The following is a 14,137-nucleotide window of genomic DNA, read 5'->3' as shown; positions in this document are numbered from 1 at the left end:
TGCGTGACTGGTTACCCACATGATAAATTAGCGCACCATCACCATTAATATCAGTCTCCTGTCTCTCTCTGGGTGAATAAATGTGGGTCCTTTGAGCCGAACTCGGGGACACAACGGCGGTACAGTTATTGTCTTTGCTCGATATCTTTCGAAGACGTGACTAACGGTGGTGTGTAATACGATCGATGAGTAGAAGATCCGCCCGGATACCGATCGACTGCTTCGACGACCCCGTCTTCGTCTTCGACGAACGCGGCCGCATTCGAGAGTGGAATCGGTCGGCACTCGAGGCCAGTGGCTACTCCGAGACCGAACTCGAGTCGATGCCGGTCGATCGGATCCTCGGTGGAGCGGAGACCTCCGCCGTCGTGGACACGATCGACCAGTGTTCCGACGCCACCGATCCCGTTCGTCTCGAGTCAGCGTTCGTCACGGCCGACGGGGAACGGCGTCCGTTCGACTGCACGGTGACTGGATTGGCGGACGACTCCGACGCTCGAGCCGGAATGGTGGTCGCTCGCGACGCCTCCGAGCGAACAGAACTCGAGGACCAACTCCGACAGGAACGTCACTTTATCGATCAGCTCTTTCACCGCGTTCCGACGGCACTCTACGTCAAGGATACCGACGCCCGCCACGTTCGGATGAGCGACTACGATCTCGCCCCTAGCGACGCGATCGGGCGGACCGACCTCGAGATATACGACCGGGAGTTAGCCGAGGAGACGTACGCGGACGACATGCAGGTTATCCGGACGGGAGAACCGATCCTCAACAAAGAAGAGTACAACCCGGCGGACCAGGAGTGGACGCTCACGTCGAAAGTGCCGTGGTACGACGAGGACGGCGAGGTAAACGGGCTGATCGGCGTCTCGAGACTCATCACCGAAAAGAAAGAGTACGAACGGGCGATCGAGCGCCAGAACGAACGCCTCGATAACTTCGCCAGCATCGTCTCCCACGACCTTCGGAATCCGCTCAACGCCGCGGTGGGATATCTGGAGTTGGTCGCAAACGACTGCGACTCCGAGCACCTCCCGCAGGTCAAGCGATCGCTCGAGCGCATGGACGCACTGATCGAGGACCTGCTGGAACTCGCTCGACAAGGGCGGTCGATCGACGAGCGAACGACGGTCTCCCTGGCGTCGATCGCCGACGACTGCTGGGACTCCGTTCGAGCGTCGTCTGCGTCGCTTCACGTCGATTCGGACGGCACGCTCGAGGCCGACCCGGAGCGGTTGAAACAGGTCTTCGAGAATCTCTTTCGGAACGCCGTCGAACACGGTTCGACGAGCCCTCGGTCGCAAACTCCCGAGGACGCCGTGGAGCACGGCTCCACGAGCCATACAGAACCTGACGGTTCTGCAGACGCGATCGAACACGGCGGGGCGGGCGTGACGGTGACTGTTGGACGAACCGCCGACGGATTCTACGTCGAAGACGACGGTCCAGGGGTACCACCGGACGACCGGGAACAACTGTTCGATCACGGCTATACGACGAGCGACGACGGCACGGGATTCGGGCTCACGATCGTCGAGGAGATCGTCGACGCACACGGCTGGGAGATCGACGTCTGCGAGGGAAGCGACGGCGGACTCCGATTCGAGATCGTCGGAACCGGCCCCGAATAACCACGAACAGCCGAAACCTACAGGCTAGACTTCGATCGTTCCGGCCTCCGCGAACATCCCGGAGAAATCTTCGAGCGCCGAAGCCAGGACTCGAACCTGGGACAACCTCGTTAACAGCGAGGTGCTCTACCATCTGAGCTACTTCGGCTCGATTTCACGTAGTCGGGTGCATTTGATAGGGCTTTCGTTTTGCCTTCCGCCGGTTCGATACGCTTTCACGCATCGCTCGAGTACGACCGTTCAATGAGTGACGAGGATGCCGACCGCGACGATTCCACGAGCGAAGAAATCGCCAGGCGCGACGACCCGCCGGACGATTCAGTCCAGGCCGTCATCGGTCGGGTTCGCGACCGCGTCGACCCCGACGAGAGCGAACGCGAGCGTCTCGAGGCCGTCGCGGACCGCCTCGTCGAGCGAGCGGCGGCCGCCGCGACCGAGCGCTGTCCCGACGCCGACGTCTTACAGGCGGGCTCGTCCGCCCGCGGAACGTGGATCAGCGGCGACCGCGACATCGACGTTTTCGTCCGGTTCCCGCCGGAACTCGACCGGGAAACCCTCGAGGCGTACGGGCTCGAGGTCGGCCACGAAACCCTCCCGGACGGCCACGAGGAGTACGCCGAACACCCCTACGTCAAAGGCGAACTCGAGGGGTTCGACGTCGACGTCGTCCCCTGTTTCCGACTCGACTCCGCGACCGAGATCCGATCGGCGGTCGACAGAACCCCCTTTCATACGCAGTATCTTCGAGAACAGCTCGACGACGAACTCGCAGCCGACACCCGGATGACGAAGGGGTTTCTGAAAGGGATCGGCGTCTACGGAAGCGACCTCCGAACGCGAGGGTTCAGTGGCTACCTCACGGAGCTTCTCGTCTGCGAATACGGCGGCTTTCGGCCGTTTCTCGAGGCCGCTCGTGACTGGCACCCACCGGTTCGACTCGATCCAGAAGACCACGGCCGGACCACCTTCGACGACCCGCTCGTCGTCATCGATCCCACCGATCCCGAGCGCAACGTCGCGGCTGTCTGTTCGGCCGAGAACGTCGCCCGCCTCCAACACTACGCGCGTGCGTTCCTCGACGATCCCGACCCCGAGTTCTTCGAGACCGACGAACCGGAGCCGCTGGCCGAATCCAAACTCCGGCGTCACCTCGAGCGACGCGACACGACGCCGGTCGCCGTTCGGTTCGACGCACCCGATCTTGTCGAGGACCAGCTCTATCCCCAACTTCGCAAGTCACTCGACGGGATCGTCCAGGAACTCGACGGCCGGGGTTTCGACGTCCTGCGCGCGACGGCGTTCGCTAACAGCACCTGCGTCGTCTTCGCCGAACTCGCGGTCGACCGACGACCGGCCGTCGAACGTCACGAGGGGCCGCCAGTTCACGTCAAAAATCACTCACGAGAGTTCTACGACGCGTACGTCGACGACCCCGACGTGTACGGTCCGTTCCTCGATGGCGATCGGTACGTCACCGAGCGCGGTCGGGAGTTTACGACCGCTCGTGGGTTTCTCGAGAGCGATCAGCTGTTCGACGTCGCCCTCGGCGCACACGTCGCGACGGCTCTCGAGGAGGGGTACGGGATCCTCGTCGGCGAGGACGTACTCGCGTTGCTCCCTGAGTTCGGAGCCGAACTCCGTACGTACTTCGAACCGACGCCGTGACCACGGCCGGGGCGAACGCCGAGGCGACCGACGTCAGTCGGCAGACGTCTCTTCGCCGGCAGCCTGTCCGGTGTCGTCGGCCGGCACTCGTCTGCCGTCTTCGACTCGAACGGCGAGATCACTCGAACCCGCTCGTGGGCGACGCCGTTCGTTCCCACACGCACCGTTTTCGAAGCCCCAGGAGAAGCTGCGAAACGACACTCAGTAACGGCAATTCGAGCAACGGACCGATCACCAGCGCCAGCGGAACGAGCGGTTCGTGCGGGAAGGCAACGACTGCGACCGCGAGCGTCGTCGGCGAGTTGCGCGACAGAATCGTACAGTTGAAACAGACGACTTCCTCGTAACTGAACGCGCCAAGGCGTCCGATCGCCAGCCCGAGAACGAAGTTGACGGCGTAGAAGACGACAACGGGGACGGCGAGCAGCGCTAGCACACCGGGGTTGGCGAGAACGACGCTCTCGAGCAAGGTTTCGAACGGCAGTGCAACGAGTTCGCCGGCGAACAAATTGCAGTGGCTACTCTCGCTCGTGTGCGTCTGCGACGTCTTCGAGCATCGATTCGACGGCGTCGTTCGGATCTCCGTCCGGTTCGATCGGCTCTCGACCGTCGAACGTCTCGTGGACGATCGCGACGCTGTCTGCGAGAACGTCGAGACCGTACCCGCCCTCGAGGACGAACGACAGTGCGGCGTCGAGCTCCTCGGCGAGCGTTCGCAACCGATCGGTCATCAACGCGTACGCCTCCGTCGACAGCCGGATCCGCGAGATCGGATCGTGCCGGTGCGCGTCGAAGCCCGCGCTTACGATCACCAGATCGGGATCGAACGCCTCGAGCGCCGCGGAGACCGGTCCCTCGATCGCCGCGAGATAGCCGGGATCGCCCGTCCCGGCGGGCATCGGGAGATTCATGGTCGTTCCCTGTCCGTCGCCCTCGCCGATCTCGTCGACATCGCCGGTACCGGGGTACAGCCCCTGTTCGTGAAGTGACACGAAGTAGACGTCGTCGCGGTCGTAGAAGATGTCCTGGGTGCCGTTGCCGTGGTGGACGTCCCAGTCGATAATTGCAACTCGATCGACGTCGTGGACATCGTGATCGAGTGCGTGCTGTGCGGCGACTGCGGCGTTGTTCGCAAAGCAAAACCCCATCGCGTCGTCGGCGACGGCGTGGTGACCCGGCGGACGGCCCAGCGAGAACGGCATCTTCCGGCCGTCGTCACCCTCGAGTGCCGCCTCGACCGCCCAGCAGGCCAGCCCCGAACTGTGACGGATCGCGTCCCACGTCCCTTCGCTTGCCGTCGTGTCGGGATCCCAGTTGCCGCCGCCGTCGGCACAGAACTCCTCGACGGACTCGACGTACGCCCGGTCGTGAACTGCTGCGAGTTCGTCGATATCGCAGGGTTCGGCATCGACGTACTCGACGCCGTGTTTTCGTTTCAGTCGTTCCCGGATGGCCCGCAGCCGGTCGGCCGTCTCGGGGTGGCGTGGACCAGGATCGTGCCCGAGACAGACGTCGCTGTAGCCAAATTGCATCTCACTCGAACAGCGAGAAGTACGTCTCGATGTCGTCGTCGATGATCGTTCGCCGATCGGCGTGTCGCGCGAGGATCGCCGCCGCCCGGGCGACGTTGTCGGCGTAATCCTCGAGAATGTCGGCGAGTGCGATCCGTGCGTCCATCGAGACCCGGTACCGGTCGTCGATCTCCAGTCTGGCGATGCGGTCGACCGGCGCGACCGGCAACTCGAGGTCGTCCTTGTCGACGACCGTATCGACCTCGAAGTCCGAGGCCATCAGCGTCTTCCGTCCGTCCGCAGTCGCCCGTTCGGCGGCGTCGATTGCGAGCGCGCTTCCGTGCTCCTGTATCCGCGTTGCGAGTTCCCTGGAGGCGTCGGCGCTCACCCGGAGGTCGTCCGCGTTCCGCCTGATGATCGTATCCACCGGCGCGAACGGGAGTTCGACGTTCATACCTTGATAGGTGAATCTAACTCCCTTAACGCTTTTCCTAGCGTTCGATGAGGATCCTCGACCGCTCAGAAGACGTCACTGGCCTCGAGGCGTCCGTCTGAGACGACACCTCGTACCGTGATCTCTTCGCCGAGGCCCACGTCGGTATCCGTCTCGACGCTCATCGTCGTCTCGCCGTCGTCGAGGACGACCGGGTCCCCGGCCTGGACGACGACGCCGGTAAATTCGACTTCTTCGCCGTCCGCCGCTCCGTCTGTCTGCGCTTGCTCGGAAGGCGTTTCCGCGACGTCGTCCGAGACGCGGGTTTCCCCACCGTCGTCGGGGCCGGTCTCGCTCCCATCGTCTGCAAACGCTGACAGCCCCTCGCTTGTGGAGCTCTCTCGATCGTCTGTGTCCGCCCCGGTGTCGGAATCGGTGTCGAGCACCGTAATCGTCGACTGCCAGCCGGCCGACGCCTCGAGGTCGTCCTGCCAACCGTCCTGGATCTCGACGTCGCCGAGTGCGACCTCGTCGCCGGGGCCGATATCGATGTCCGCTTTCTCGCCCCAGAGTGCGACGCGGATGTCGTCGGTCGCGTCCTGAACGCGAATGTTGCGAACCTGCCCCTCGGAGCCGTCGTCCCGATCGAAGGTGCGTTTCGGATCCGCGGAACGGACGACTCCCGCGAGGTCGACCGTCTGACCGATCTCGACGTCCTCGATCGGCGTACTCTCAGGGACGTACTCGACGTCCTCGTCGACCTCCTCGATCGCGCCCCGGTTGCCGACGTGAAGCTCGAGGCTTCCATCTCGTTCGCGAACGTAGCCGTCGATCACCTCGATCGTCGTCCCAGGGTCGATCTCCTCGGCGAGATCGGCCCGCTCGTCCCAGAGAGTGACGCGCACGCGGCCAGTCGAGTCGCCGACGACGAGGTTCGAGACTTTCCCCTCGGAGCCGTCGTCACGGTCGAACGTTCGGACGCTGTCGGTATCGAGGACGAGCCCGACGAGGTTGACGTTCGAGAGGCCGAGCGAGAGGCTCTCGACCGTGTGCGTATCGGAGACCTGCACCTCGATCTCGGTATCGTCGTCCGGTTCGACGTCGTCGACGCTCACTTCGACGCCCGAAAAGCCCTCCTTGGGTCGGCCCTTGATTCGGAGCACCTGTCCCTCCTCGAGTTCGTCGGTGGCTGCTTCGGCGTGGTCGTCCCAGAACGCCGCCCGGACGGAGCCGGTCTCGTCTGCGACCTCGACGTTGACCACCCGGCCGTCCTCGTCCTCGCCGTCCCGTTCGAACGTTCGGACTTCGCCGATACTCACCACCTTGGCGACGAACTTCGCCTCTTCCATGCCGGGCTCGATGTCGGCGATGCCGCCGACCTCGCTTTCGCCGACTTCGTGAGCGACGAGCATCGCCGCCGTCTCCTCGTCCGCGAGTCCACCCATCTGCTCGACTTTCGCCTCGACGGCCTCGCGAAACTCCTCGAGAGAAACGTCGGCCTCGAGATCCTCGTAGACGCCCTCGATGTCGCTCATTCTTATGCTCGTGCATGCGTAGCCCGCGCATAAGCGTTGTCCATTCGTCCCGCTCGAGGAGCTCTCTCTCGGGGTCCGGTGTCGCGTTCGTCGGCTGGCTCTCGAGACGAGAGGGGCAAGCAGGGGTGACTCGAGGGGCCAACGGTCGGGTCCACGGCCATACCCCTGCTGGCCGCGGATTCGTATATAAACTCTCGTGTTGTCTGTCATCGACGTTCGGGTCGGGTTCGAAAGGGCTTTAATACTGACCCGGCTACGGGTAGATGAGTCCTGATAGGGTAGTGGACTATCCTCTTGGCTTGCGGAGCCAGGGACCGGAGTTCAAATCTCCGTCAGGACGCTCACTTATCGCGAGTGCTTCACGTTGTTCAGCACTCGCTCTTGCGTTCGGTCCTGACGTGCTCCACGCTCGTGTTCACTCGCGTGGAACTCCGTCAGGACGTTTCTGCCGACATCAAACCGCGAGCGAAGCGAGCGGCTGGTGTCGGTGAAACTCCAATACGGAGATTTGAGCAGACGAGTCGCAGCCCGGAACGGCGGAAGCGCCGCATGCCCGGACCGTCTCGTACGGGTTCCTGTCCGTCAGTGCCGGCCCAGCTGTGACCCGTCGGGCGGGTGTGCCGGGTGTTCGGGACAGCAATCCGTCTCACTCGGCGTCCGCGTGAGCGACCGCCGCATCGTCGATCGACGCGCCCTCGAGGAGCCGAACGACGCCGCGGTAGGCGAAACAGGTGATGGCTTGCGGGCAGAGCTGTCCGTCCTCGAGCGTGGAGGCGAGACCGATGTCGACGGTGACGTCGTCGCCGTCGTAGTCGACCGCGCGAAAGACGACCTCGTGACACGGCGTCGGTGCGACGATTCGTCCGGCGAATCGGACCGCGTTTCCGTCGATTTCGACGGTAGTGCGTTCGTCCTCGGTGCGCTCGTATCTCGGATCGCAGTCGGTTTTGCGGGACGAAACCGTGGCCTCGAGTACGGAGACGTCGTCGCCAACGCTGGCGTGAACGACGGAGAGGCCGGTGTAGCGACCCGAGTCGGGGAGGGCGAATGGCTCCTCGTAGTCCGCACAGGAGATGACGTCCGGACAGCCCCTCCCGTCGGCTCGTTCGGAGTCGATCGTCACCGATAGCGAGTCGTCGCTGCCTTCGACGTCCGCGAGAACGGGTTCGTGACACGGCGTCGGCGTCGTCACCCGGCCCGCGGCGATCGCTCGCCCGTCGAACAACTCGAGGGAGGCGTGGACGTCGTCACATCGCCAGCTCGCTTCGGCGTCGCCCCTCGTGTGAGATTCGTCCGGCTCGCTCGCGTGATCGTCGTCGGACGCGAGCGCAGAGACGCTCAGTCCGGTCGTGGTGAGTGCGATGCCTGTCGTCGATCGAAGGATGGTTCGGCGTGATGGGGCCATGAGTGTGTTTCTCGATCGATGTGCGGGTAAGTCGGGCGCACATCGACGGAATTCACCACGTTCCCCAACTAATTTTCGTTGGTTATACATCTTGGGTCAACGAACGTTCTGTAAACACGTTATGCTTTGATCGTTCGAAAGAGCGGCCGCTCGAGGGTCGGAAACTGGGTGAGAGGAGTAAGCCCCCTTCTGTTCGTCCCGGCATTCGGCTGAGCGTTCGCGCCGTCCGCGGGGATGCCGCGGGGCGTTCGGGCTACCACGGCGCGAACTTGCACCGGTGAGGGTTCGCCGTTCCATCGATCCTCGGCCGTCCGGTCGCAGTCGACCGTGTCGAACACGGCCCACGGTTTCGAACCGTGATCGTCGACTACGATCCCGCTCGGCGGTTTATACCGCCTCACATAACGTGGTCGCTTCGCGACCACGCGGTTCACGGCTAACGCCGTTCACTTATTGGCGACTCTCGCGCCAACGGCGCTCCGAGTCGCCCTCCCTCTGCGGGTTAACTCCCCTTCCTTGCGGTCGGGTTCGCGCGCATCATCGGTCGGGCCGAGACGTGTCGTTTCTGTTCCAGAGCCAGCGGTCTCCCGCTCCGGACTTGCGTCCGGTCACCCGCCCGAACGGGTGGGGGGACTTTCCTCGCGAGCGTGATACATCCCGACGGATGGGTCACGGTGGACGACTCCGCCGTTGCCGGCGAACTCGCCGCGGCAGCTGGGCTCTCTCTCCCACGATGGGTAGGGCCTTCGGCCGAATAAGTCCCCCGGTCGTCGCCCCAGTTTGGCTCCCGAAACGAATGGAAGCGTTTTAGGACGATAACTCCCATGTACTGGTGTATGTCCCAGCGACAGGGCGTCGACCTTTCCTACGAAGACGGGGCGCGTGCCGTCAAACTCGCGCGCGAAGCCGTCGAATCCTACGTCGAACACGGCCAACGAGAACAACCGGGGAGCATGCGAGAGGCTTTCTACGAGCGAACGGGCGCATTCGTTCGTCTCGAGTCCACGCGGGGTCGCGGGAGCCTGCGGGGCTGTGCGGGCGGCTACCGCTCGGATGACCAGCTTGGCCACGTCATCGTCGACGCGGCGATCGAAGCCGCGAGCGAGGACTCCTGTGGCTCGGAGGTCAGCCCCTCCGAGCTTCCGAACCTGACCGTCTCGGTCTGTGCCGTCAGAAACGTCGTGCTCACGGACGATCCACTCGCCGACATGGAACTCGGCACCCACGGGGTCGCGATCGACGGCGGCGAGGGCAGCTGGCTCTACCCTACCGTTCCCGTCGAGAACGGCTGGAGCGAGCGCGAGTACCTCGACCGGATCTGCCGGAAGGCGAAACTCGCCCCGACGGCGTGGCAGGACGACGACGTCGTCGTCACCCTCTTCGAAGGACAGGTCTTTCGCGAGCGGGAGGCCGACGGGAGCATCGAGGAACTGTAGCGACACTCGGTGACGACGACCGAATCGGTACATGGGCGAGTGGGCCCGACAGTCGATTCTGAAGACGAATCTCTCTTCGAGGAGTTCACTCGAGCGGTTCGCGTTCGTCGTCGATGGCGTTCGTATCGACGTCGGCCTCGTCAACATCAGCTTCGTCGATGTCGGTCTCGTCGGCGTTTTCCCTATCGACGCCAATGTTATCGGCGTCAGTCTCGTCGACATCGCCCCCATCGACGCCAGGTTCGTCGTGGAACGCGCCGAGCAATACCGCGTTCAGGACGCCACCGAGCATCGCCAGGACGTTCCAGAGGTGAAACGAGACGAACGCGACGACGACGCCCAGCGCGGCGACGGCGAGTGCGGCCGGGAGCGTCTCGATCTGGTACTGGCCGAACACGTAGGAGACGTGAGGGTCCGAATAGACCAGCGGCGCGGCGAGCATGGCGGTCACGATCGAGACGGAGACGACGAGTACGGTAAACGCCAGCACACCGTAGACGAACTTGAGGAAAACCAGCACGAAACTGGTCCAGGTGGTCGGCGCGGTTACCAGCGCCGCGAGCGCGTCGGCGTAGCCGTCTTCGGCGCGATGCAGGCTTCGGGGATTGTCCGCACGGAAGGCCGCAGGCAGCGGGGTCTCGATACCGACCAGATGCGTCGCGAGCAGCGCCTCGACGGCTGCGAGCACGACGACGGCGAGCACCGTCAGAAACAGGATCGGAATCCCGACCAGCGTGACCGAGAGCCCGACCCCGAGGGAGAGGCCGGTGACGACGGTGACGAAGTAGAGCAGTCCCAGCGGAAACGCGAGGGCGACGTACAGCAGGTTGGCGTACGTCTGGGGGCGGAACGGAACGCCGAAGAACCAGCGAATCGGTCGATCGCCTGGCCCGTCGGAACCGTTCTGGACGACTGTGGAGGTGGATCGGATCGAGTTCATGCGACACTCGGTCGGACGGGCCGAATCCGCCTATAACGAGCCATCGAGTTGGCCGGTCGCCAACCCTGCGAAAGAATAATATAGGAGTGTACTTCCTCGTCTCGAGGAAGGAGCGGGCCGGAGCCATCGGCTCCAGAAGCGATCCAGAACCGGAGACGGAACTCGAAAGCGGCGAATCGGCGACTCGAGAGTCCCTCCTCGATACCGAGATGGGTTCGAACCCTGACGAGTGAGGTCAGTAGTGAAACGTCCGATAGATCGCCACCAGGCCGAGGGTGTGAGCGAGCGTGATCGCGAGGAGGGCCTCGGCGTCGGTGAGATCTATTGTCGGGCCGACGAGGTAGAGGACGAGGTAGGGAACGACCGCGATGCAGACGATCCCGATCGAGAGCGCGCCCATTGTGGGGCTGTCGTTCCGTCGGAACCCGCGGTAGGCGAGGAGGGCGACGAACAGCCCGAGGACTGCTGTGAGCCCGGACGCGAGCGCGGTGATGGTTTCAAGTGGCATGGTTATCTCGAGTAGACGACGTACAGGATGACGACCAACCCGGACAGTTCCGAGAGCGTCGTGGTCAACAGCTGTGCGGACAGCGGAATCGCCGCGACGTTCCCGACGAGCAGCCGAATGAACATCGGCGCCGGCGCGAGCAAGAACATCCCGACGGCGAGCAACAGGATCGGCCGGGCCTTCGTCCGCCGGTAGCCCTCGACGAACCGGTAGGTGACGAGCACCGAGAGGACCAACGCGAGGAAAAAGGTCGCGATCGCGGCGAGAACGACGAGCGTCGAGCCGCCTTCGACTTCGATCTGGAGGGGAGCGACCGGGATACTCCCGAGGCGTGCGATGGCCTCGAGCGTCCTGGTCGACGTGATCGAACCGACCGCATCGGGCACCGAACCCGTCGCTCGAGCGAGCGCCGCGGGCGGTCCGGTCAGTGGTGTGGGTGTTCCGATCATCCCGTGAACTCCTCGTACAGTCGGGTGAACGTGTCAGCCGGTTCCTCCTCGGCGTAGTCGACGTCGACGTCGAAGCCGTCGTCGGTGACGTCGATCGCGACGCCCTCGAGTCGGGCGACGTACACCTTGTAGTGGTGGCCGTTCGGATCGAGTCGTTGTTGGTCGACCAGGAGCCCGCGCTCCTGGAGCCGGTCGATGCGCCGGTAGATCGTCGACGGGTCGGCGTCACAGGCCGCACTTAACGACTCCGCGGACTGGGCTTCGTCGTAGGTCTCGAGGATAATGGTTCGGGCGTACTCGTCGTCGAGTAAGGCGAGTAACTCCTCGGTGTCGGGGTCGACGCGGCTGCTCATCGCTGGAGAGGGTGTCGAGGACGAATGCTCGTCGCTGGAAGCCGTCCCGGAGTGTGGTGGTACTGATCGTCGTCGACGAACCTGGCCGAACCCTTCTCCGGCGATGATAGTTGCCGTGTCGACACGTCGCACGAAAATCACGTTGCGAACGGGATAATCGTTCGGGTTTCGGCCACCCGATCGATTCGACGAGTCCTCGAGCGCGGCCGGCCACAGTTCGTTTATCGAACATTTATGTCGGCCGAGCGAGCTACCGACTGACGTGAGACTCCGGACGTCGTCCCCGTCGGTCGATCAGGTCGGAACCGTTCTCCGATCGATCGCCTCGAGTCCGTTTCGCCCCTAGACCTATCGCAACCTGTTGTACCTGCTGCTTTCGTTCCCGCTCGGGACGGTCTACGTCGTCTTTCTCGTCGCCGGCCTCTCGCTCGGCGTCGGACTCTCGATCACGCTGGTCGGCATCCCGATTCTGTTCGGAACGCTCCTCGCGAGCCACGGGTTTGCAGCGTTCGAGCGGGAACTCGCCCGCCGACTCCTGGGCGACGATATCGACTCGCCCGGCTACGCGTTTCTGGAGGATCGCGATACCACTGCGAGAGTACGTGCGCTCGTTCTCGGTCGGGAAACGTACGAGGCAGTCGTCTACCTCACGAGCAAGTTCGTCGTCGGTATCGGTGCGTTCGTCCTCGTGACGCTTCTGTTTTCGATCGCGATGGCACTCCTGGCGACGCCGCTGTACTACGACCAGTCGAACGCACAGGTCGGCCTCGTGCTCGACGAGCCCGTCCAGCTCACGTCCTCGATCCAGCTCCCGTGGGACGAGTTGCTCGTCGGCCTCGAGGTCGCCTTCTCGATCGTGAGCTGGGAAGTGGACTCACTCGCCGACGCGCTCGTCTTCTCGGTGGCCGGCATCGTCGCGCTCGTCGTCTCGCTTGCGATCTGCAACGCGGCCGCCTGGCTCCTCGGCCAGTACGCCCGCCTAGTCCTGAGCGAGCGGTCACTCCAGTAACCCGGTACAGCGGTCCGTCTCAGCCGTTCGTGACGTCGCTTTCCGGATCGGCCCGGTCGCCGAATCCGACCGTCTCGGCGTCGGCCAGACACCGCTCGCTCGCTTCTTCGAGGTCGAACTCCTGGACGATCTCACCGTCGCGGATCAGGGGCTCGAGCAACGGCTCGCCGCCGTCCGGTGGTTCCGCGTCGGCGAGGGCAATTCGGTGGCCGCCGTCGGGCGTCCGGTACACCTGCTTTTCGCCGGAGAGCTTGCCGCGTTTGGAGATCGGTTCGCCGTCGTCGCCGGACTGCGTCCGGCTGCTCGAGGGATCGGACGATCCCTCGCTGATTTCGACGATGTCGAGGCTGAAGTCGACCGAGTCGGCCCCGGTGATGTGGCTGCCGACGCCGAAGCCGTCGGCGACGTCCCGCAGGTTTCGAATGCTCGCGGGCTCGAGGCCGCCACTACAGAAAATATCGACGTCCTCGCGATCTCGAGCGTCGAGTTCCCAGCGCACCTCCCGGACGATGTGTCGGAAGTTGCCGCGCCGGGAACCCGTGGTGTCGATCCGAACGCCGTCCAGGTCCTCGCCAAGCGTCTCGGCGGCGAGCAGGCTCTCGCTTTTCTCGTCCCAGAAGGTGTCGACCAGCGCGATCCGCGGGACGTCCTCGGGGACGGCCTCGTCGAAGGCCGTCCACGCCTCTGCCTGATTCCCTTCGCCGAAACAGAACATGAGCGCGTGGGGCATCGTCCCACCCGGCTCCCTGCCGAGAATTTCGCCCGCCGCGACGTGCGAGAAGCCGTCGAGGCCGGCCAGTAACGCGGCGCGTTCGACCGACGCGGCGATCGACGGGTGGACGTGGCGAGCACCGAACGACAGCACGAGCGAGTCGGGTGCAGCCAGACGCGCCTTGAGCGCCGCCGTGGCGAAGCCGCTTGGCTGTGACAGAAATCCCAGCAGGGAGGTCTCGAGTTCCGCGAACTCCAGATACGAGCCTTCGATCCGCATCACCGGCCCGCCGTCGAACAGCTGCCCGTCGGGGAGCGCGTCGACGTCGACGTCGCGGCCCTCGAACAGCGTCGCGACGTCTTCGACGCCGGTGAAGACGTCGAACGATCCGGTCGGGAACTGGTCTGCGGTCACCTCGGCGACCACGCGGGGATTCTTCCCGGCGTGCTCGAGCGTCGCTCGGGTGCGCTCGAAGTAGGCGTCGGTCGCGGCTCCCTCGAGAATCGCGTCGGCGGAGACGGTTCCGAACGGCTGTGACATAGCGTCG

14 protein-coding genes, 2 tRNA genes, 1 other RNA gene and 1 pseudogene are annotated in these 14,137 nt (G+C 64.2%); 6 read left to right on the top strand and 12 right to left on the bottom strand.

From position 1 onward, the window contains the following. Positions 1-185 precede the first annotated feature (185 nt). Entirely contained in the window at positions 186-1,634 is a 1,449-nt protein-coding gene (locus tag GRS80_RS18350) for a PAS domain-containing sensor histidine kinase (protein WP_160048796.1), read from the top strand. A 75-nt stretch (positions 1,635-1,709) separates the two neighbouring features. On the opposite strand, the gene GRS80_RS18345 is transcribed toward GRS80_RS18350, so the two are convergent. After that, positions 1,710-1,782: transfer RNA gene (locus GRS80_RS18345), tRNA-Asn, on the bottom strand. A 95-nt stretch (positions 1,783-1,877) separates the two neighbouring features. Here GRS80_RS18345 and cca point away from each other — a divergent pair. Further along, on the top strand, positions 1,878-3,299 hold the full coding sequence (gene cca / locus GRS80_RS18340; RefSeq protein ID WP_160048795.1) for a CCA tRNA nucleotidyltransferase: 1,422 nt from the start codon (positions 1,878-1,880) through the stop codon (positions 3,297-3,299). 118 nt (positions 3,300-3,417) lie between these two features. Here cca and GRS80_RS18335 read toward each other — a convergent pair. From GRS80_RS18335 to GRS80_RS18320, 4 genes and pseudogenes are all read right to left on the bottom strand, one after another. After that, positions 3,418-3,744, bottom strand: a pseudogene (locus GRS80_RS18335) (arsenic resistance protein); the annotation flags it as partial. 73 nt (positions 3,745-3,817) lie between these two features. Continuing rightward, on the bottom strand, positions 3,818-4,831 hold the full coding sequence (locus GRS80_RS18330; RefSeq protein WP_160048794.1) for a histone deacetylase: 1,014 nt from the start codon (positions 4,829-4,831) through the stop codon (positions 3,818-3,820). 1 nt (position 4,832) lies between these two features. Then, on the bottom strand, positions 4,833-5,264 hold the full coding sequence (locus GRS80_RS18325; protein WP_149079703.1) for a histone: 432 nt from the start codon (positions 5,262-5,264) through the stop codon (positions 4,833-4,835). A gap of 65 nt (positions 5,265-5,329) precedes the next feature. After that, a complete protein-coding gene (locus tag GRS80_RS18320; protein ID WP_160048793.1) occupies positions 5,330-6,778 on the bottom strand; it encodes a single-stranded DNA binding protein in 1,449 nt (482 codons plus the stop codon). Between the two features lie 267 nt (positions 6,779-7,045). Here GRS80_RS18320 and GRS80_RS18315 point away from each other — a divergent pair. Next, positions 7,046-7,118 (top strand) — tRNA-Arg (locus GRS80_RS18315). 306 nt (positions 7,119-7,424) lie between these two features. Here GRS80_RS18315 and GRS80_RS18310 read toward each other — a convergent pair. After that, positions 7,425-8,183: a hypothetical protein gene (locus GRS80_RS18310; RefSeq protein WP_160048792.1), complete on the bottom strand. Its 759-nt coding sequence runs from the start codon at positions 8,181-8,183 to the stop codon at positions 7,425-7,427. Between the two features lie 166 nt (positions 8,184-8,349). Further along, positions 8,350-8,913, bottom strand: an RNA gene (gene rnpB, locus GRS80_RS18305) — RNase P RNA component. 106 nt (positions 8,914-9,019) lie between these two features. Here rnpB and GRS80_RS18300 point away from each other — a divergent pair. After that, positions 9,020-9,619 (top strand): TIGR00296 family protein, encoded by a 600-nt coding sequence (locus tag GRS80_RS18300; protein WP_160048791.1) that lies wholly within the window; start codon positions 9,020-9,022, stop codon positions 9,617-9,619. An 85-nt stretch (positions 9,620-9,704) separates the two neighbouring features. On the opposite strand, the gene GRS80_RS18295 is transcribed toward GRS80_RS18300, so the two are convergent. Continuing rightward, a complete protein-coding gene (locus GRS80_RS18295) occupies positions 9,705-10,559 on the bottom strand; it encodes a sensor domain-containing protein (RefSeq protein WP_160048790.1) in 855 nt (284 codons plus the stop codon). An 86-nt stretch (positions 10,560-10,645) separates the two neighbouring features. Here GRS80_RS18295 and GRS80_RS18290 point away from each other — a divergent pair, with 86 nt between their 5' ends. After that, positions 10,646-10,792 (top strand): hypothetical protein, encoded by a 147-nt coding sequence (locus GRS80_RS18290; RefSeq protein WP_160048789.1) that lies wholly within the window; start codon positions 10,646-10,648, stop codon positions 10,790-10,792. A gap of 2 nt (positions 10,793-10,794) precedes the next feature. Here GRS80_RS18290 and GRS80_RS18285 read toward each other — a convergent pair whose 3' ends face one another. From GRS80_RS18285 to GRS80_RS18275, 3 genes are read right to left on the bottom strand one after another with little or no spacing between them, the layout of a single operon-like run. Continuing rightward, the gene (locus GRS80_RS18285) at positions 10,795-11,067 is read right to left on the bottom strand and encodes a hypothetical protein (RefSeq protein WP_160048788.1); all 273 of its coding nucleotides are present in this window, start codon (positions 11,065-11,067) and stop codon (positions 10,795-10,797) included. Between the two features lie 2 nt (positions 11,068-11,069). Further along, entirely contained in the window at positions 11,070-11,516 is a 447-nt protein-coding gene (locus GRS80_RS18280; protein WP_160048787.1) for a hypothetical protein, read from the bottom strand. Next, positions 11,513-11,869 (bottom strand): helix-turn-helix domain-containing protein, encoded by a 357-nt coding sequence (locus tag GRS80_RS18275; protein ID WP_160048786.1) that lies wholly within the window; start codon positions 11,867-11,869, stop codon positions 11,513-11,515. Before GRS80_RS18275 ends, GRS80_RS18280 begins: the two co-directional genes overlap by 4 nt. A gap of 361 nt (positions 11,870-12,230) precedes the next feature. Here GRS80_RS18275 and GRS80_RS18270 point away from each other — a divergent pair, with 361 nt between their 5' ends. After that, positions 12,231-12,878, top strand: a complete 648-nt coding sequence (locus GRS80_RS18270) for a sensor domain-containing protein (protein WP_235019782.1) — start codon at positions 12,231-12,233, stop codon at positions 12,876-12,878. 19 nt (positions 12,879-12,897) lie between these two features. Here the strand turns inward: GRS80_RS18270 and GRS80_RS18265 are convergent, their stop codons facing one another. After that, positions 12,898-14,130, bottom strand: coding sequence for a nicotinate phosphoribosyltransferase (locus tag GRS80_RS18265; RefSeq protein ID WP_160048785.1), 1,233 nt, complete (start codon positions 14,128-14,130; stop codon positions 12,898-12,900). Positions 14,131-14,137: the final 7 nt, after the last annotated feature.

Source organism: Natrialba sp. INN-245 (assembly GCF_009807105.1).
GTDB lineage: Archaea > Halobacteriota > Halobacteria > Halobacteriales > Natrialbaceae > Natrarchaeobius > Natrarchaeobius swarupiae.
This window is presented reverse-complemented; position numbering and strand designations above follow the sequence as displayed.